General features: G+C 64.3%; 14 protein-coding genes. 9 read left to right on the top strand and 5 right to left on the bottom strand.

Annotated elements, in window-relative coordinates:
• The first annotated feature begins 38 nt into the window (after positions 1-38).
• The 4 genes from HALRU_RS09770 (at position 39) to HALRU_RS09755 (ending at position 4,798) form a co-directional block, all read left to right on the top strand.
• Positions 39-899, top strand: coding sequence for a hypothetical protein (locus tag HALRU_RS09770; RefSeq protein ID WP_015301220.1), 861 nt, complete (start codon positions 39-41; stop codon positions 897-899).
• Positions 892-1,422: a hypothetical protein gene (locus HALRU_RS09765; RefSeq protein ID WP_015301219.1), complete on the top strand. Its 531-nt coding sequence runs from the start codon at positions 892-894 to the stop codon at positions 1,420-1,422. The genes HALRU_RS09770 and HALRU_RS09765 overlap by 8 nt, the downstream gene beginning before the upstream one ends.
• 145 nt (positions 1,423-1,567) lie before the next feature.
• Complete coding sequence (locus tag HALRU_RS09760) at positions 1,568-1,891, top strand: transcription factor S (RefSeq protein WP_015301218.1); 324 nt, start codon at positions 1,568-1,570, stop codon at positions 1,889-1,891.
• A gap of 144 nt (positions 1,892-2,035) precedes the next feature.
• The gene (locus HALRU_RS09755) at positions 2,036-4,798 is read left to right on the top strand and encodes an AAA domain-containing protein (RefSeq protein WP_015301217.1); all 2,763 of its coding nucleotides are present in this window, start codon (positions 2,036-2,038) and stop codon (positions 4,796-4,798) included.
• 33 nt (positions 4,799-4,831) lie between these two features.
• On the opposite strand, the gene HALRU_RS09750 is transcribed toward HALRU_RS09755, so the two are convergent.
• The 4 genes from HALRU_RS09750 to HALRU_RS09735 all read right to left on the bottom strand — a co-directional run bounded on the left by HALRU_RS09750 (position 4,832) and on the right by HALRU_RS09735 (position 10,273).
• On the bottom strand, positions 4,832-5,443 hold the full coding sequence (locus tag HALRU_RS09750; RefSeq protein WP_245547738.1) for a type IV pilin: 612 nt from the start codon (positions 5,441-5,443) through the stop codon (positions 4,832-4,834).
• Positions 5,444-5,652: 209 nt separating this feature from the next.
• Positions 5,653-6,642, bottom strand: coding sequence for an AIR synthase family protein (locus tag HALRU_RS09745; protein WP_015301215.1), 990 nt, complete (start codon positions 6,640-6,642; stop codon positions 5,653-5,655).
• A gap of 108 nt (positions 6,643-6,750) precedes the next feature.
• Positions 6,751-7,218 (bottom strand): acyl-CoA thioesterase, encoded by a 468-nt coding sequence (locus tag HALRU_RS09740; protein WP_015301214.1) that lies wholly within the window; start codon positions 7,216-7,218, stop codon positions 6,751-6,753.
• Positions 7,219-7,339: 121 nt separating this feature from the next.
• Positions 7,340-10,273: an ATP-dependent helicase gene (locus tag HALRU_RS09735; RefSeq protein ID WP_015301213.1), complete on the bottom strand. Its 2,934-nt coding sequence runs from the start codon at positions 10,271-10,273 to the stop codon at positions 7,340-7,342.
• Positions 10,274-10,547: 274 nt separating this feature from the next.
• On the opposite strand from HALRU_RS09735, the gene HALRU_RS09730 reads away from it, so the two are divergent.
• The 5 genes from HALRU_RS09730 to HALRU_RS09710 all read left to right on the top strand — a co-directional run bounded on the left by HALRU_RS09730 (position 10,548) and on the right by HALRU_RS09710 (position 14,149).
• Positions 10,548-11,153 carry a DUF2589 domain-containing protein gene (locus HALRU_RS09730; protein WP_015301212.1) on the top strand — a complete coding sequence of 202 codons (606 nt, stop codon included), beginning with the start codon at positions 10,548-10,550 and terminating at the stop codon, positions 11,151-11,153.
• 22 nt (positions 11,154-11,175) lie between these two features.
• The gene (locus tag HALRU_RS09725; protein ID WP_015301211.1) at positions 11,176-11,985 is read left to right on the top strand and encodes a DUF2589 domain-containing protein; all 810 of its coding nucleotides are present in this window, start codon (positions 11,176-11,178) and stop codon (positions 11,983-11,985) included.
• Positions 11,982-12,869, top strand: coding sequence for a helix-hairpin-helix domain-containing protein (locus HALRU_RS09720; protein WP_015301210.1), 888 nt, complete (start codon positions 11,982-11,984; stop codon positions 12,867-12,869). Before HALRU_RS09725 ends, HALRU_RS09720 begins: the two co-directional genes overlap by 4 nt.
• Positions 12,870-12,873: 4 nt before the next feature.
• Positions 12,874-13,200, top strand: a complete 327-nt coding sequence (locus HALRU_RS09715; protein ID WP_015301209.1) for a hypothetical protein — start codon at positions 12,874-12,876, stop codon at positions 13,198-13,200.
• A gap of 211 nt (positions 13,201-13,411) precedes the next feature.
• Positions 13,412-14,149 (top strand): MBL fold metallo-hydrolase, encoded by a 738-nt coding sequence (locus HALRU_RS09710; RefSeq protein ID WP_015301208.1) that lies wholly within the window; start codon positions 13,412-13,414, stop codon positions 14,147-14,149.
• Positions 14,150-14,282: 133 nt separating this feature from the next.
• Here the strand turns inward: HALRU_RS09710 and HALRU_RS09705 are convergent, their stop codons facing one another.
• Entirely contained in the window at positions 14,283-18,350 is a 4,068-nt protein-coding gene (locus tag HALRU_RS09705) for an integrin alpha (protein ID WP_015301207.1), read from the bottom strand.
• Positions 18,351-18,477: the final 127 nt, after the last annotated feature.

The following is an 18,477-nucleotide window of genomic DNA, read 5'->3' as shown; positions in this document are numbered from 1 at the left end:
ACCAACGGTTAAGGATTTCACTGCCCAATGTACGGTAAATGGCCAGCGACGGGCGCGAAAACGATACCATGACGGTTTCGGTGCCGCCCGAGGTCGGCGACTGGCTCGACGAACAGGCGACGCGGCACGGATCGTCTCGTGAGGCGATCTGTCGGCAACTTCTCAAGGGGGTTCGAGACGTCTCGACCGACGGCGACCTCGCCGACGCCGAGGAACTGGCGTCGCTTCGGGCCCACGTCGAGGCCCAGCGCGAGGAGTTCATCGATCACGTCGAGGACGTCCGCGACCGCGTCGTGCAGGTCAAACGCGAGGTCGACGGTCGGGCCCTACTCGAGCACGACCACGAGCGCTACGCCGACGCGGAGACGGTCGAAGCGCTGGAGTCGACGATCGACGCCGTCGTGGCCGACGTCGAGGCGATCGATGCGAGCCTCCAGACGCTCGCAGACCGAGTCGACGAAGGGTTCGACAATTACGAGACCATCCTCGACGAACTCGCTGCGGACCTCGAACTGGTGTCCGATCGATCCACCGTGCTGGCGAACGCCGTTCTCGATCTCCGCGACACGCGAACGGCGATGCAAGCGCGGGCGAACCGCCGAGCCGCCGCCGACGAGTTGAAACTGGCGGCGAACCGACTCGACGTCCGGAGCGCCTCGTGTGCCGACTGTGGGTCGGGCGTCGACATCTCGTTGCTCACGACCCCGACCTGTCCTCACTGCGGGGCGTCGATCGCCGACGTCGAGCGCCGATCGTCGATCCTCGGCTCGCACACGCTGGTTACGGGAGAGCCTCCGGCGCTCCCCGGTGATTCGGATCCCGGCGGTCCCCAGCGAGAGCGACTCGAGGAAGCGGCCGAGGTTGATACCGGCTCATCGAACGAGGAATCCCATGACTGACGACACGTCGGATGCGTCCGGAGATGGTGGTGACCGCTCTGAGATCGACACGTCCGAACCTGAGGAGGTCGATCCGGAATCGCCAGGGACGAAGTCGGACACCACAGAGCCGACCGGAACGTCCATGACGTACGGTGACGTCGACGCGACTGAATCGCAGACCCCCGAGAGCGCTAGCGAGACGAGCCCAATGGGTGACCTCGCCGACGAGCTGTCGCCGGGTTCGGACGGCGCCGAGGTCCAGGCGCTGTTCGACGAGATGGACGTCGCGACACTCGACGGCGAGCGGGTCTGGGCCCAGCTCGAAGCGGCGGACGACCCGCCGACTGGGGAGATTCACGAGCGAGAGATCCGAGACATCGACAAGCGGCGGTACTGCCATCAGTGCGTTCACTTTGCCGACCCACCGGCCGTCCGCTGTGAACACGAGGGCACGTCGATCCTCGAACTCGTCGACGTCCAGACGGTGAAAGTCGCGAACTGTCCGGTCGTTCTCGAAGAGGAGTCGATCGAAGATCGGTGACGCAGGGACACGACGTACAGCCGTCTCGGTCCCGTCTCGTTGGTGTCCGGGTCGATGGTGTCGGTGGCAGCTCTTCTGTCGATCGCCAGCCGTCCCCTCGCCCGAGACGGCGGGACTTTTCACCCGTCGGGGTCTACGACCACTCATGCAGTTTTGCGACGAGTGCGGTTCGATGATGAAACCCGAGGGCGACCAGCTTGTCTGTACTGCCTGTGACGCGACGATCGATCGTGATCGCGAGCAGGAGGCCGACTTCGTCACGACGGAGACGCAGACGGACGACGAGGTGATCGAGACCGAGGAAAACGCCGACTTCGAGGGAAAGCCGAAGGCGACCGACGTCCGCTGTGACCAGTGTGGCACCGAAGAGGCGTGGTACTACATCCAGCAGACGGCGTCGGCGGACGAGCCACCGACGCGATTTTTCAAGTGTACCGAGTGTGGCCACAAGTGGCGCGGGTACAACTGATTCGTCGCGACTCGCCCGACCACACGGTCTCTCGGTACCGGGTCGAGACGGCGTTGCCGGGCTGACAGTTGTTATCTGCTGCCGACAATCGGAAACGGAACCGGGACCGACAGCGTTTTTCAGGTTCCGGCGCAGGTATCCTGCGTGAAGGTACGTGGAACGGTCGTCGGCGAGGTGACGGCGCGAACGGTCTCGACGAGCGCTGGCGAACGGGAGCTGGCCGAGGTGCCGGTGCAGCTGGCGGACGAGACGGTCGCGGCGGATGGGACCGGTGACGAGACTGCAACCCTCGACCACACCACGGATGCAGCCACGTCGGCTCGGTCTTCCGTCGAGGCCGACCGGCCAGACGTCGATGCGACGACGGTCACGCTGTGGGGCAAGTGGACGGAATCCGCCGACGTGCTCGAACCGGGGATGGAACTCGTGGTGACCGAGGCCGGACGCGACGAGTTCCGCGGTGAGACCCAGTACGCGACCACGACAGACTCCTACGTCGTCGTCGAACCGTCCTACCTCGTCGACGTGACCGACGTCCGCAACTGGGTGCAGTGCCCGCGACTGTATTACCTCAACAAGCTCTCCGGCGTTCCGCTCAACTACCCCGTCGTGAAGGGGACGCTCGTCCACGAGGTCTTCGGCGATCTCCTCCGCGGTCGCGACCTCGACGCCTCGATCGACGAGCGCATCGAGGAGCGGGCGCTGGAACTCGGCCTGCTCGGTGAGTCGGCCGAGTCGGCCGCCGAGGACGTTCGACAGAACGCCGCGGCGATCGAGGGCTGGCTCGAACAGGGCCGGTTGAGCGAGGAAGACGACTGGCGTTCCGAGCAGTTGCTCATCAGCGAGACGTTCGGGCTCAAGGGCCGGGCCGACGCGATCCGCCGCGGCGCGCCGGTCGAACTCAAGACGGGCAAGAACCTGCGAAAGGAGCCCCGATTCAAGGACAAGGTGCAGGCGGCGCTGTACGCGCTCGTCCTCGAGGAACACGGCGGCTCGATCGACACCGGGACGCTCCTGTACACGAAGAACTCGGCGCTCGACCGGAACGAGGAGACGGGCGACCTCACCCCGGCGAAGGACTTCTCGATGGGTCGTGGCCTCCTCGAGTACGTCCTCCGGCTCCGGAACGAGATCGCGGCGATGGAGGCGTCGGGCACGGTCCCGACGGGGAAGGAAGCCGACGCGAAGTGTGAGTACTGCTTCGAACGCGACACCTGTATGGTCGTCTCCGGCCGCCTCGATCAGGAGTCGAAGGCCGGACAGGTCGGCCAGGCACTGCCCGAGGCGGAACTCGACCACTTCGAGCGCTTCTATCGCGCGATCGAGGAGGAACGACGCGAGGTCCATCGCGAGTACGGAAAACTCTGGGAACAGACCCCCGAGGAGCGAGCGGACGACGATCGCGCCATCGTCGATCTCGAGTTCGTCGAGGCGCGCGAACTCGACGGTGGCCGATGGGAACTGCGGGCCCGACGCGGCTCGTCGGGAACTGCCAAGTTCCGCGAGGGCGATCTCGTCCTCGCGAGCGACGGCGAGCCGGTCGGGGGCGACGCTGAACTGGCGCGGATCGAACGGCTGGACGAGGACGTGGTCCTGACGGCCGACGAACCCGTCGAGGTCGCCCGTATCGACATCTACCCGAGCGAGCTGACGACCGATCGACTCCTCGTGGCGCTCCACGACGCGCTCCTCAAGGGCGACGAGCGGCGCAAGGACATCCTCTTCGAACGCGCCGAACCGGCATTCGAGTCACTCGACGAGACGTTCGTCGACAACAATGCTGCCCAGGACGAAGCGGTTCGCAAGGCCGTCGGTGCCCGTGACTGTGCGCTGATCCACGGTCCGCCGGGGACCGGCAAAACGTACACGATCGCCCGCTCCGTCGACGCGATGGTCGAGCGGGGCGAGCGAATCCTGCTGTCCGCGTTTACGAACCGGGCGGTCGACAACGCGCTCGAAGCGCTCCTGGATGCGGGTATCGACCCGGATCGAATCGCCCGGGTCGGGACGGAGAGTGGCGTCAGACCGGATCTCCAGCACTTGCGCCTCGAACGCGAAGGCGACCCGGACGACCGGGTTCGAGCGCTCGAGGACGCCCAGATCGTCGCGGCGACGACAGCGACGTGTGGCTCCCGGATCATGAAAGAGCAGTCGTTCGACGTGGCGCTCGTCGACGAGGCCGCCCAGCTCACGGAACCGGGGACGTACGCCGCGATCAATCTCGCCGAACGATTCGTGCTGGTCGGCGACCACCACCAGCTGCCGCCGGTGGTGCAGGCCGAGAACGAGCTCGTCGAGTCGCTGTTCGAGCGACTGGTCGAGACCTACCCCGACGCGGGTGTCATGCTCGACCGACAGTATCGGATGAACCAGCGCATTCAGGCGTTCCCGTCGCGCGAGTTCTACGACGGCCGCCTCCGTCCGGCGACACCGGCCGTCGCGAGCCGGACGCTCGACGATCTCGACGGCGTCTCCCGGTCGGCGCTGCCGGCCGACCGGCGCGATCCGGTCACGTTCATCGACGTTCCCGGCGACGAGGAACGTCACACCGACGCCGAGGAAGCGGCTCGAATCGCCGACCTGATCGAGACCTACGAGGCTGCGGGGCTCGACCGGGACGACATCGGCGTCATCGCGCCGTTTCGGGCGCAGGTCTCCGAGATAGAGCGACGGGTTCCCGCCGACGTGACCGTCGACACGGTCGATCGCTTCCAGGGGTCCAGTCAGGAGGTAATCGTCGTCTCGTTCGTCGCGAGCGGCGACCTCGACGGCCCGATCTTCGAGGACTATCGGCGGATCAACGTCGGACTCACGCGGCCAAAGAGAGCCCTCGTGCTGGTGGGTGACGCCGAAGCCCTCGAGAGCGATCCGGTCTACCGACGGATGCTCGACTGGGCGCGAAGCTGAGCGCGTTCGGGAGCGGGATGGAATCTCTCTCTCTTATTCGACGAGGTGTTCGTCGAGTGTCGTCTCTCCCCACGACCCGTCCCAGACGAGTTCCAGCGACCGAAGATCGGTCGCGGTGACGTCGACGACTTCCCCATCACGCATCGAACTGGCCAGGACCGTCCCCTGTTCCAGCGGGGTTCCTTCGACCGCGATCGCCAGCACGTCGACGCCGGTTTCTTCGTCGGTTCCGTCGATCGAGCGACCTTCGAGCTGGACGTCGGATCGGTACGGCTGTCTGGCGGCCACGTCGGCGTCGGCGACGAAGCCGACGGTGAGCGTACTGCCGTTTCTGACCGTTCCCCAGTCTGCCAGCGACGTATTGCCGTCGAAGCCGCGGATCCCGGCCGCCTCGAGTGTCAGTTCGCTCCCGTCGATCGTGTCTCCCCCGGTGTGTTCGAGCGTGACCTGTCGGTCCATTCCCTGTCCGGACTCACGCCACTCGAAGTCGGCGTCGGGTTCCGGATCCTCCGTAATCGTCCCGACGAGGACGCCCACGCCGACGGCGAGGACGACCGTGACGATCAGTGCCAGGGCGAACCCGATCGCCGGCGAGATCGCTCGCTCGTCGGCAGTTTGCGGGTCGAAATCGCCGCTCGATATCATCTGAGTGTGTCCCTCGTTCGTGCGCTCGCCCGGGACCGGCAGTCCAGCCGGAATCGCCACGCGCGTATCAGGGCCGATACCGGCACGGATCCGATCTTCGAGGCGAACGCCGTCGTTCGATTGTTCGGAAGAGGGTGCGACCCAAGAACGTTCGTTCCGTATCGAACGGTGAGTCGGCGCTCGATCCGTAGGTGTTTCGGCGACTCGAATCAGGACTCGGTCCGCTCGTCCGCCTCGGCCCACAGCGGATAGAGATCGTCGGCGATCGGTCCAGTGATCTCCTCGTCGTCGAGCGTGAGGCGTCCCGAAGGATCGTCGGCAGTCACGGATCCGATACTCGCCGCCTGGATCCCCGCCTCCTCGAGCGCGGCGACTGCATCGTCGGCGTACTCGTCGGGGACGGTCGCGAGAAGTGCTCCTGAACCGAAGATGCGGAGCGGGTCGACGTCGGCTGCTGCACAGAGGGTCTCGGTCTCCGCCCGAACGGGAATCGCCTCGCGCTCGATCGTGAGTTCGACGCCCGAGGCACCGGCGAGTTCGACGAGTCCGGCGAGGACGCCGCCCTCGGTGGGATCGTGCATGGCTGTCGCCCGATCCCTGAGGAGGCGAGCGGCAGGCACGACCGATATCTCCTCGAAGAACGCCGTCGCCGCCTCGATGGTCGCTGCGGGGACGGCCAGCGAGTCGGCGAAGTCGCTCGCCAGGATCGCCGTTCCTTCGAGGCCGGCGGGGCCAGCGATGACGACGCGGTCGCCCACCGTCGCGCCGCCGGTCGGCACGAACGGGTCGGCAAAGCCCATTGCCGTCAACGAGAGCGTGGGTCTGGTGAGCGCGTCGACGTACTCGGTGTGGCCGCCGACGATCGACACGCCGAGTTCGCGAGCTGCGTCGTCCAAGTCACCGGTGACGGTCGCGAGCGTCTCCGGGGCGTCGGTCGGGAGGAGACAGACGGCCGTGAGCCACGCCGGGTCGGCGCCGGAGGCGGCCACGTCGTTGGTGGCGACGGCGACGCCGAGGCGGCCGGCCTGACTGGCGGCGAGCGAGATCGGATCGGAACTCACGACGAGCGTCCCCGCGGGCACGTCGATCGCCGCGGCGTCTTCGCCGAACCCCGGGCCCTGTCTGACGCGATCGTCGTGGGCACCGGAGCGCTCGAAGACGTGTTCGGCCAGCTCGTCGGGACCTACCTTCCCGGGCATGGACGAGACTGGGACGACTCGAGGCTTGTAGCTGTCGCTCGCGGCACAGGCATGGTCGATAACGAGTCGCTGAAACGAGCCACTCTATGGCCGGTCAGCCGACTGCCATCAGGACGACTGCCGGTCGACGATGGCCTGGCGCATCTCCGCCGGGACCGGTGCGGACTCGGCGGTCTCTGCATCGACGACGACCTGCGTGACCGTCCCCTCGGCAAGCAGTTCGCCGTCCGCTTTTCGACGGATGCGGTGGTCGTAGGTCACGCTCGTTCGCCCGATTCGACTGACGCGCACTTCGTTCTCCAGGACGTCTTCGAACCGTGCCGAGGCATAGTACTCGAGTTCGGTCGCGACGACGCGCGTCGTCAGGTCTGGCTCGCGGACGTACTCGCCGCCGTAGCCGAGTTGCCGGCGGTAGGCCGCGACGGCCGCGTCCTGGTAGGTGACGTACTCGCCGTAGAAGACGACGCCGCCGAGATCCGTCTCTGCGAGCCGAACCCGGTTCTCGCTAACCGTCTCGAACGTGTCGTCGCTGCCATCGTACGGGATTTCGACACTCGTCTCGCTGGAGTCGCTCATAGCGATCGTGGGTGAAGTACGTGCAAAGTCCTGTTGGCGCCGGCAACGTGCACCCACGGACGCCGTCACTGGACTGTGGATCCGACGGGGGTATCACCATACCTCTTGGGCTCCCTGCGCCTCAATCGTCCGTCACGACGCCGGTCGGTGACGAGTCGTCGATCTCGGCGAGCACGCGGTCGTGGAACGACTGGAGCGCCGCGCTCTCATCTTCGGCGAGGACGACGTCGCTGGCCGAGAGCGTCGCGAGGCCGAACGCCCGGGGCGTCGGCGAGTCGAACAGCGCCCGTTCGACGGTCAGGTCGCCGGTCTCGATGGCGCCGACGATGGATTCGATCTCGTCGACCGCGAGTTTGTCCTCTAGAATTTCGCGGTAGGTCTCCTCGACGACGGCGAAGTCTTCGAGACCCTCCGCGAAGCCGAGCAGCATCTCGCTCGAGACCTGTTGTTCGCTGGCGGACTTCTCGTAGCCCTTGTAGCGTTTGAGGATCATCAGCGAGCGCGTGGCGTTGATCCGGAAGTATCGCTGGAGGAGGTCGGTTCCGGAGAGGGCGGCCCGCAGATCCTCGCGGACGGCGTCTGGATCGAGGTCGGCGAGGATTCCGGGGACGTCGACCTTGCGGTTCAACGGCATCGACAGGACGAAGCCGTTGTCCGCGACCGCGACCCGAACGTTGGCGGTCGCCTCCTGGGCGCAGTGGTAGGCGAGTAATCGCGAGAGACCGTCGTTGACCTGCCGGCCGTAATTGGAGTGGACGTAGTAGTGGCGTTCGTACTCCTCGCGATTGCGTTCGACCTCGATCGCGAGTCGGCTGTCGGTCGAGACGCTCTCGACGCCGCCGTACTGACACTGGTGGTCGTACAGGCGCGCGAGCGCCCGGACGCTGTTGTCGTCGAGCGGAAACTCCCTGAGCCAGGCCCGGACCCGGGCGCCGCCGCCAGCCTCGTAGTGCGACAGGAGTTCCCGCTGGAAGTCGATGATTTCACGACCGAGGTCCGTCGAGAGCGGGAGCCGTTCGGAGTACCAGGAAGGCACCGTCGGTCTCGCGTGCGTGTGGTCGACGTACACCTTGGAGCCGCGGCGATAGCGGTACTCGAAGTGGTTGCCACCGAGGACGAAGACGTCGCCTTTCTCCAAGGTGTCGAGGTAGTCCTCGTCGAGCTGGCCGACCCACTCGTCGCTCGCGCGGGTGTGGACGCTGCAGGTAAACGAGTCGGGGATCGTCCCGATGTTCGTCATGTAGATCACTCGTGCCAGGCGACCGCGTTTGCCGATCAACGTCTCGCCGACTGGGTGATCCTCGTAGTGGTGTTTACCGTCGGGCGGATCGTTCTCGTCGCGCCAGATCTTGGCGTAGACGTTGCGATCCTCGAGGCCGGCGTAGTCGGCGGTGAAGTACCGAATCAGGCGTTCGTAGCGCTCGTCGTCGTACTCGCGGAACGGGTAGGCCCGACGGAGAATGGCTTTCACCTCGTGTTCGGGTCGAACCTCGGCGATTGCCATCCCGTAGACGTGCTGGGCGGCCACGTCGTGGGCGTTTGCCGGGATCGAAACGGAGTCGACGAACCCCTCCTCGGCCCTCGCGAGCATGACCGCGCACTCGACGAGCTCGTCGCGGTCGAGCGCGATCACGCGGCCGGTGACGGTCTGGCCCACGCGGTGGCCGGCTCGCCCGACGCGCTGGAGCAGCGCGGCGACGCTCTTCGGGGAGCCGACCTGCACGACGAGGTCGACGTGGGGCATGTCGATCCCGAGTTCGAGGGAGGTCGAGGAGGTGACGACGTCTAACTCGCCCGACTTCAGCTTCTCCTCGACGTCCTGTCGGACCTCCTTCGAGAGGCTGCCGTGGTGACAGGCGGAGTTCGACTCGTCGTAGCCGATCCCGGGTGTGTCGGGCGCTGCGGCCGCTTCGGTCGTCGCATCCATGTTGGTGCCAGCGCCGGGTTCGCCGTCGCCCGAAAACCGCTCGCGCAACTCGTGGAGCACCCGCTCTGCGCCCGACCGGGTGTTCGTGAACACGAGCGTGTTGGTGTAGTCCTGGATCAGGTCGTGTAACCGCCGGTAGAACTGGTCCTGGACGATGTCGCGGCGCGTGTTGATCAGGTCGTCCGTCGGACACTCGAGTTCGAGGTCGAAGTCGCGGGCGAACCTGGCGTCGACGATTTCGTACTCCCGGGGCTGGCCGGCGGGTTCCAGGGGCGCGTCGGCTGTGTCACAGGATTCGCCGTCGGTATCGGGGTCATCACTGGCCCCCTTCGACGTCGCCTGAGACGATTCGTCGGGTTCTGCAGGATACTCTCGGCCGACGAGAAACTCGGCGACGTCTTCGAGCGGGTCGATCGTCGCCGAACAGCCGATTCGCGTGATGTCGCCCTCGGCCATCGCCTCGAGGCGTTCGAGACTCACCGAGAGGTGCGTCCCGCGTTTGCCCTCCGCCAACGAGTGGATCTCGTCGACGACGACGTACTCGACGGTCCGGAGCTTCTCGCGGAACTTCGGCGAGTTGAGCAGGATGGCGAGCGTCTCGGGCGTCGTGTTGAGGACGTGCGGCGTCTCGTCCAGCATTTTCTGGCGCTCGCTCGAGGGCGTGTCGCCGTGGCGGATCGCGTGGCGAATCTCGCCAACGTCGTCGCCACGTTCTTCGATGATCGACTCGATTCCGGAGAGCGGCCGGGTGAGATTGCGGTGGATGTCGTTGGCAAGCGACTTCAGCGGTGAGACGTACAGACAGTAGACCGAATTTGCCAGTCCGTCATCCTGCTCGCGATCGCGGCGAAAGAGTTCGTTGATGATCGCACTGAAACTGGCTAATGTCTTCCCAGACCCCGTCGGCGCGCACACGAGCGTGTTGGTTCCGTCGTGTATCTTCGGAATCGCGCCGCGCTGGGGTGGCGTAAAGAAGCCCTCGTTCTCGGGAACGTACTCGCCGAACTCGCGGATCCACCACTCCTGGACCGCGGGTTCGAACAGGTCCAGGACGTCGCGGTCGGCGATGTCCGCGTCGGTGTCGAGCGACAGGCGCTCGTGGAGGTCGACCGACTCGGCGGATTCCATCGAGGTATCCTGGGACGCGAGCACCAAAGAGGGTTGGGTCGCCGGAGTGAAAGTGAATATGTGCGGGCTTGGTGTTCCGTGGGTCGATGCGAATCTGCCGCTGGTGCCAATCTACTAACTAAAACCTCTGGCCACTATTCCCGCATTTTGTATGGTCGGTCGCCCGTGGGGTCTTCGAAACAATCTTGAAACTCCTTCGGTTTCTAACTTATTAAAAATAATAATCGGATGCAAGTATTTATCGTCATCTCGTTCCTATTTTCGCTGGGACGCAATGTCAGATCCAGACTTCCCGAACGAACTCGGTAACATTCCGTATAGCAAGATCCTCGGCGCGCCGCTCAACGCTGCCGTCGAGGCGAACGCCGAAGCGTCCGAGACGGCGGCGGCGTTCATTCAGGATGTCGGTTTCACGGAGACCGATAGTTTCGGCTCGTTCAACGCGCAGCGCGAGCCGGTGTACGTCAACTTCCATTACAAGAAACAGGCGACGAACGAGCAGGGAACCGTCGAGACCCAGGAGTTCGAGATGAAGATTCCGCTCCTGTTGTTGCTCCACGTACCGTACTTCGAGGTCGACAACGTGACCGTCGACTTCAACGTCTCGCTCAACTCGACGCACATGCGACAGGTCGAGGAGGAAGGTGGCGGTGGTGGCAGTGTCGGCGGCCTCGTCGGCGGGATCATCGGCTTCAACGTCGGGGCCAGTTACCAGAAGACAGACAAGCGACAGCAGAAGATCGAGCGCAGTTACGATCAGTCGGTCCACATCGAGGCCGGCTCGATCGAATCTCCACAGGGGGTTACCCGACTGCTCGACGTTCTCGAGCAGACGATCACTGAAACGTCCGAAGACGATGTCTCCAACGACGGTACATAATGGGCCTCGGATGTGATCATCGGTGACTGACGAGTTGCAGAACCTGCCCCTCTCGTCGCTGTTCTCGGGGCCGCTGATCGCGGCCATCGACGCGAGCGTCGAGGCGCAGACAGAATCTGTCGCACTACTCCGCGAGTATGGCTACGACGAGGACGGTCAACTGGTCACCGTGACGTTCGGGTACACGACCATCGAATCCGATCCGGCGGGCGGCACGCGCCGAGTGGCCAGAGAGATCGAGATTCCGCTCTTGCTCTTTCTCTCGTTGCCGAACCTGGTGATCCACCAGATCGAAGAGGAGTTCTCCGCGAAGATCACCGAGGTCGAGACGGTAGAGAACGAGCCAGCGGCAGCCAGTCCTGCGATGGTCCCCTATCGACCGCCGCGACTGCGCGTCACGCCGTCGGATCGAGAGACGACGATGGATCGAAAGACCCGCTCGACGTACGATCTGAACGTCAGGATGGTCGCCGAACTGCAGAATCAGTCGGCGGGAATGGACGTCCTCGACCGGGTGACCCAGACCGCGACGTCCGATCGGGTCGACGAGGAGCGAACGGCGGCGCTGTCCGCTACAGAGGGGCACCCCGACGGGGGCGGCCCCGCTATCGCACCGGGTACCGACGACGGACGGCGAGCCGATCTGTCGGTCCCGGATCCATCGGCGTTCACCGTCTCCGAACTGCAATCGGCGATCGACGACATCGACGACGGGGCGACGCTCCGGGCGATGTTGACGGCCGAACGCGAGAACCACGACCGAAAGACCGCTCGACAAGCTATCGAACGCCGCCTCGACGACGTTCGAGGCGGGGAGGACTCGGTCGAATGACCGAACTCAAAACGTTTCTGACGGCGCTGTACGATTCGTTCTCCGAAGCGGAACTACAGGCGTTACAACACGGCCGTGAACGCTACCTGAAACTCGTAGAGAATGGCGCAATCCCGAATGACGGGGCCGTTCCCGTCTACCACGCAGCGAACGCCGACGTAACTCTCGACGTCGGGCTCGACGCCGAGGAGACCGAGCGTGGCATGGAGATCTACATCACTGACTCCCGCGACGGTGATGAATCCGGGCTCACGTTCACCGTCGATCTCTTCGACCTCGTCGACATCGACGACTTCGACGAACTCGACTACGAGGACATTCTCGGAGCCGGGACCCGGCCGGGCCGATCCGTTCCCCGGAAACCCGGCGACGACGTGGCTGCTGGTGACGAGTTTCGTGACGCTAGCGGTCTCTCGGTCGATGCTGTCCACGGTATCGGTACCCAGTTCTCGAACGACCTCGCGGACGCGGGTGTCGAGACGATCGTCGATCTGGTCGCCCACACGCCAGAAGAACTCGCCACCATCGTCAGTTCGGAGGGAGCGACCGTCTCTCCTGGCCGTGCGAACGACTGGATCGAACAGGCTCGCGGCATGATCACCGTCCTCTCGGGTGGCCAGCCGATCGAGTTCGTCGACGATATCGGGCCGACGATCGGTGGGCGTCTGCGAGAACACGGCATCGAAACGTTAGAGCAACTCGTCGAGACGGACCCAGCCGAAATCGCAGAGTCGGTGAGCACGGACTCGCGGTCCGTTTCACCGGATCGCACCGCTCGCTGGCTCGAGGAAGCCGACGCGTTACTCGCGGAACTCGAATCGGCGGAGAACGCGGCGGCCGACGACCGGCCGTCGGCAGAAACCGACGTGACTGACGAAACCTAGACCGATGACAGGGAACCTTGGAACGTACTTCGAGACGCTGACGATGAGTGATCGAGCCGACCTCGAGACGAGGCTCGAGCGGTATCGTGACCAACTGGCGGATCAGGGCTACGAGGCGACGATCGCCGAGGGAGAAGACGGCTTCTTCGCCGGCGTCCTCGTGATCGACGACGATGGTGGCCGATTCGGCTTCCTCGAACCCGACGGGAGCATTAGCTGGATCGGGGGCGAAAACGGCGGTATCGGCGCCCTGGGGACAGCCGTCGCACAGAACCCGACCGAGGAACTCGAACCGGAGACCGACGGGCTAGACAACGTCGACGTGAAATAGCCGGTCGCTGCGCTGCTCGTCGTGTCGCCCGGCTCGAGCCGCTGGGTCCCTCGATATCACGGAGAGAACCCGACGTGGGTCTGCGTGTCGAGTGACGGTGTCTGAATGTCGTCCATCGATGCCGTTCACGTCTGCCGATTGATGCAAGTTCTTCTCGATCGAAACCCGCGCCGTCGCAACGTTTTTCCTCGGTCCACACCCACATGCGCGTATGCAGGTGACCTTCCTCGGAACCGGTGCCGCCATGCCCACGGGCGACCGGTATCAGACGGGGATCCTCGTTCAGGAGGACGACCGGACCGTCCTGATCGACTGTGGAGCCGGCGTGCTACAGCGGCTGGAACAGTCGGGCGTGGGCTACGAGGCCGTCTCGACGGTCCTCCTGACCCATCACCATCTGGATCACGTCGCCGACCTCCTCCCGTTGATGAAGGCCCGCTGGCTCGCGGGCGAGGAGCACCTGGAGATCGTCGGCCCGCAGGGAACGAAGGCGCTGGTGGACGACCTCCTCTCCGTGTTCGAGTACCTGGACGGACGCCTCGAGCTCCAGATCCGCGAAGTGGTCCCGGACGACGAGTTCGCCGTCGCCGGCTTCGACGTCACCTCCTACGAGACGCGTCACTCGGTGCCCTGTCTGGCCTACCGCTTCGACGACCGGTTCACCTTCGCCGGCGACAGTGAGGCCTTCGCAGGTCTCGCGAACTTCGCTGACGGCTGTGCGATCCTGGCTCACGATTGTTCGTTCCCAGACGATGTCGACGTGTCGAACCATCCGACGCCGGAATCACTTGGGAAGGCTCTCTCGGGCGTCGAGATCGGCCGACTCTACCTCACACATCTGTATCCGCACACGGAGGGCCGCCACGAGGAGATGCGCCGCTCGATCGCCGAACACTTCGACGGCGACGTGCGGTTTGCGGAGGACCTGGCGATGGTGTCGATCGAGTGACTCGCGGGAGGTATTCTGCGCTGTCCGCCTGATCGTCCCACTTCTCACGAACCGCTATCCGTTCATCGCTCTCAAAAAGCGGGCGTTCGGATTCTGGTTGCCAATCCTCCGGGCTCGAGCCGATTTCGTGATTCTACTCGTCGCTTTCGTTCTCTCCTCCGTCGGTTTCCCCGTCGTTCGTCACTTCGCTACTCGTTGCTTCACCAGCCTCGTTTCCACTCGCGTTGCTACTGGAATTGTTCCCCTCGGTCGTTTCCTGTTCTGGGGTATCCTGTACAGAGTCTGCTTCTGTGTTTTCGTTCGCTGATTCGTCGTCCGAGCCAGAGGTATTGTTTCTTGAATCCTCTTGCGTGGATCCAGCTTCTCCCATTCCGTCGAGTTGATCGCGTGGGTCACCGGGTACTCCTTCTACTCGTCCTGATGAGTCGCCACAATTCTCCTCGTCGAAGTCGAAGTTTGGATTGGTGAACGTCCCAAATGGCGTTTCCATCCCGACTAACTGGCCGCCCGGACTACCCATTCCCGGTCCTTCATCAATCGTTCTCTGGACCTCAGTAACCTCGTTGCTACCCTGCTGGTAGATCAGGAGCGTCACATCCATCGGGAACTGGTCGTCGGGTCCTGTAACTTCATAGTTCCCACACCCAATGAACAGAATTTCGAATTCTTCATCAGGTTCCTCACAGTTGTTGGTCTGCTCGAACGTTTCTGACTCGCCATCGCGTTCGATTGTCGCACTGACGATGGTTTTTCCCTCGTTATCGCCCGTTCCGAGGAAGGTCCACTGACCTTCGTCGAGCATGTTCTGCGTGACATCGAACGTCTCGCTCGTATCGTCCTGGAACTCCAGGGTCACCGACGTCGCGTTGTCGAAGTCGGTGACGTAGAATTCTGTGCAGGAGAGGTACTCACCGACGGGTTCGAATTCGTCGACGGGCTCCTCGCAGTCGTTCGTTTGGTCGAAGCTAACCGACTCGCCGTTGCGTTCGATCGTCGCGCTGACGATCGTCTTGCCTTCGTTCTCGTCGCCCACCATCGGGAAGACCCAATCGTCTTCCTCGAGCATCTGTTCGGTGACCTCGTAGGTGGCGTCCGTCCCGTCCTGGAAACTCAGCGTCACTGCCGTCGCATTGTCGAAGCTGGTGACACGGAACTGCTCGCAGTTGAGGAATTCGGCAGTTGGTTCGAATTCGTCGACCGGTTCCTCACAGTCGTTGGTCTGATCGAACGTGACCGTCTCTCCATCCCGCTCTATCGTGGCGCTCACGATGGTTTTCCCGAAGTTCTCGCTTCCTTCGTTCGGGAATGTCCACTGCCCTTCCTCGAGCATCTGCTGCGTGACGTCGAAGGTCTGGTTCGTCCCATCCTGGAACTCCAGGGTCACCGACGTCGCGTTGTCGAAGTCGGTGACGTAGAACTCCGTACAGGAGGGGAATTGGCCGACTGGGTCGAACTCGTCGGCCGGTGGTTCCTCTCCACAGTCGATTGTCTCGCTGTAGGTGTCCTCGTCGTTGACCTGAACGACTGTGCCGTCTTCGGTCTCTGCTGAGAACGACCAGTCACCGTCTGGCAATCCGTCGAGCGTGAGCGTGTCGCCGGCGCCAACTTGGAACGAGGTGTAGGAACTACCGTCGAGTTCCGCGCTCACCGTGACGTTCTCGTCGTTGGGGTTGGTAAACGTCGCGGTAACGTTCCCATCGTCTTGACACTCGAGGGTTAGCGTAAGTGACTCGAGTTCGTCGACGGGCGGTTCACCGCAATCGATCGTCGCGGAGAAGCGTTCCTCGCCGTTGATCAGGACGCGGTCGCCCTGCTCCGTCATCGCGGAGAACGCCCACGCTCCGTCGGGAAGGTCCTCGACCGTGAGCGTGTCGTCGGCACCGACCTCGAGGGTGGCGAAGGTGCTGCCTTCGAACTCAGCGCTCACCGTCACGTTCTCGTCGTTCGGGTTGGTGAACGTCGCGGTGACGTTACCGTCGTCGTCGCACTGGAGTTCTAGCGTGAGCGACTCTAGGTCGTCAGCCGGCGGTTCTTTGGGCTCCTCGCAGTCGATCGACGCGCTGAAGACGTTCTTGCCGTTGATCTGGACCGTCTCGCCGCCTTCGGTTTCGGCTGAGAACGACCAGTCGCCGTCGGGGAGTCCGTCCAGCGTGAGTTTCTCACTAGCACCGACCTCGATAGTGTCGAACGAACTGCCGTTGAGCTCAGCGCTCACCGTGACGGCCTCGTCGTTCGGGTTGGTGAACGTCGCGGTGACGGTGCCATCCTCCGCACACACGAGGTTCAGTGTGAGTGATTCGAGGTCTGCCTCCGGCTCATCGTCAGGCTTTTCATCGTCATCCGGCTTCTCGTCATCAGGTTCTTCCTCAACCGGTTCCTCTTCAGGCTCGGTAACGTTCTCCTCGGCAGGCTCTTCCGCTTCTTTCGGTTCCTTGTCGTCGGGTTCTTCTTCCTCAACCGGTTCCTCTTCAGGCTCGGTAACGTTCTCCTCGGCAGGCTCTTCCGCTTCTTTCGGTTCCTTGTCGTCAGGTTCTTCTTCCTCAACCGGTTCCTCCTCTTTCGGTTCGGAAACGTTCTCCTCGTCAGTCGGTTCTTCGGTCGAGGGAACGCCCGCTTCGGTCTCGTTCTCCGCCGGTTCCTCCTCTTCCACCGGTTCGGAGACGTTCTCGTCGACAGGCTCTTCCTCATCGGCTGGCGGTTCAGAAACGGGTTCCTCCTCGACCTCCTCGGGCGCGCACTCGCCCTCGACGAGGTACGCCGCGCCGGCCTTCTCGTCTGCGCCCGGTGCGCCCACGAGGACGTCTTCGTCGCCGTTGTCGGTCACGTCCATCGCGTCGGCGACGGCGAAGCCGGCCAGGTCGCCCGCGTTCTCGCCGTGGAGTTTTGCCTGCGCCGTCGAGAGGCTGGTATCGCCCTGCAGCGTGTCGCCGCCGGCGACGATGTACGCCGCGCCCGCGTCCTGTTGCCCGCTGGCGTCGTGACCTGGTGCGCCGACGAGCATGTCGTCGTATTCGTCACACGTCACGTCACCCGAGCCCGCGGCGGAGACACTGTAGCCGGCGGTGTCCCCCGCTTCTTCGCCACGAACGATCGCGTCCGCGTCGGCCAGGCTCGTCGTTCCCTCGTGCTGTGACCCTGCGAGAACGACGTAGGCCGCACCGGCGTTATCGCCCGACTCGTCGTTCTCCGGTGCGCCGATGGCGAGGTCGGTCAGTCCGTCATTGTCGACGTCGCCCGCCTCGTCGACCGCCCAGCCGGCTCTGTCGCCGTCGCCCTCTCCGAGGAGCAACACCTGGGCGTCGCCGAGGGACTGATCCTCACTGACGTCCGTGAGGATCCCGACGGCACCGGTGTCGTCGTGATTCGGTGCACCGACGGCCAGTGCCACGCCTCCATCCTCGGTGTAGTTGCCCACCGCGGCGAGTGACCAGCCAGCGTGATCCCCTTCGGCGGGCCCGGTCACGACGGCGTCCACCGTTGCAGTGGAGCCGTCCGCGCCGACGTCACTGAACGTGTAGACGGCGCCCGCCTCGGCGTCGGCACCCGGTGCGCCGACGGCGAGTAGCGACTCGTTGGTATCCGCGTGCTCGTGTCCGTGCGCCGCGATGGCCATGCCGAACTGATCTCCGTCGCTGGCACCGGTCATCGTGACCGACGCGTCCGCGAGACTGAGCTCGCTGGCCCCCTCTCCGACGGCAGCTTGCAGATCGGTGCCGTAGAAGACGTAGACCGCTCCGGAGCCGTTTTCGGCCATCGGTGCGCCGACGATCAGGTCCCGAAGCCCGTCCCCGGTGAGATCGGCGGCGGCGACGTCGGCGCCGGCCCAGTCGCCGGACGACTCGCCAGTGAGCGTCAGATCGGAGTCGGACGCGTCGAGGTCGCCTTCGGCGACCGGCCCGAAGAAGTGATAGACGGCGCCCGCACCGTCTGCCGCTCCGGGTGCGCCGATGGCGACGTCATCGGTTCCGTCGTCCGTGACGTCACCGATGCCGACGACCGTCTCACCCAGCGTGTCGTTGCTCGCCTCACCGTGGACCGTCGTCTGCGCGTCGGCGAGCTGGACGTCACCGTGGATACCGGTTGCCGCCTGCTCGTCCAGCTGTGTCTGTCCGGTCCCTGGCGCGTGATCAGTCGGATTCGATACCTGGGGAGTCGGTTCACTCACGAAGAGCGGCGCCGCAGCCACCGGCCCGAGTGACATCCCGATGACTGCAAGTACCGTTATCAGTACCGTTAGCCATCGAGTGCTCCGACCTGCCCATAAGCTATCCGGCCCCTTATCAGATGAATCTGTCATGCGAAACCCGGAGCGATACTGGACGAATCCC

It is taken from the genome of Halovivax ruber XH-70 (assembly GCF_000328525.1).
GTDB lineage: Archaea > Halobacteriota > Halobacteria > Halobacteriales > Natrialbaceae > Halovivax > Halovivax ruber.
This window is presented reverse-complemented; position numbering and strand designations above follow the sequence as displayed.

Excerpts from the sequence above, each read along its gene's own strand:
- HALRU_RS09715 (WP_015301209.1), top strand. The coding sequence starts at position 12,874 with ATGACAGGGAACCTTGGAACGTACTTCGAGACGCTGACGATGAGTGAT.
- HALRU_RS09720 (WP_015301210.1), top strand. The coding sequence starts at position 11,982 with ATGACCGAACTCAAAACGTTTCTGACGGCGCTGTACGATTCGTTCTCC.
- HALRU_RS09730 (WP_015301212.1), top strand. The coding sequence starts at position 10,548 with ATGTCAGATCCAGACTTCCCGAACGAACTCGGTAACATTCCGTATAGC.
- HALRU_RS09710 (WP_015301208.1), top strand. The coding sequence starts at position 13,412 with ATGCAGGTGACCTTCCTCGGAACCGGTGCCGCCATGCCCACGGGCGAC.
- HALRU_RS09740 (WP_015301214.1), bottom strand. The coding sequence starts at position 7,218 with ATGAGCGACTCCAGCGAGACGAGTGTCGAAATCCCGTACGATGGCAGC.
- HALRU_RS09705 (WP_015301207.1), bottom strand. The coding sequence starts at position 18,350 with ATGTCACTCGGGCCGGTGGCTGCGGCGCCGCTCTTCGTGAGTGAACCG.
- HALRU_RS09770 (WP_015301220.1), top strand. The coding sequence starts at position 39 with ATGGCCAGCGACGGGCGCGAAAACGATACCATGACGGTTTCGGTGCCG.
- HALRU_RS09760 (WP_015301218.1), top strand. The coding sequence starts at position 1,568 with ATGCAGTTTTGCGACGAGTGCGGTTCGATGATGAAACCCGAGGGCGAC.
- HALRU_RS09745 (WP_015301215.1), bottom strand. The coding sequence starts at position 6,642 with ATGCCCGGGAAGGTAGGTCCCGACGAGCTGGCCGAACACGTCTTCGAG.
- HALRU_RS09765 (WP_015301219.1), top strand. The coding sequence starts at position 892 with ATGACTGACGACACGTCGGATGCGTCCGGAGATGGTGGTGACCGCTCT.
- HALRU_RS09735 (WP_015301213.1), bottom strand. The coding sequence starts at position 10,273 with ATGGAATCCGCCGAGTCGGTCGACCTCCACGAGCGCCTGTCGCTCGAC.
- HALRU_RS09750 (WP_245547738.1), bottom strand. The coding sequence starts at position 5,443 with ATGATATCGAGCGGCGATTTCGACCCGCAAACTGCCGACGAGCGAGCG.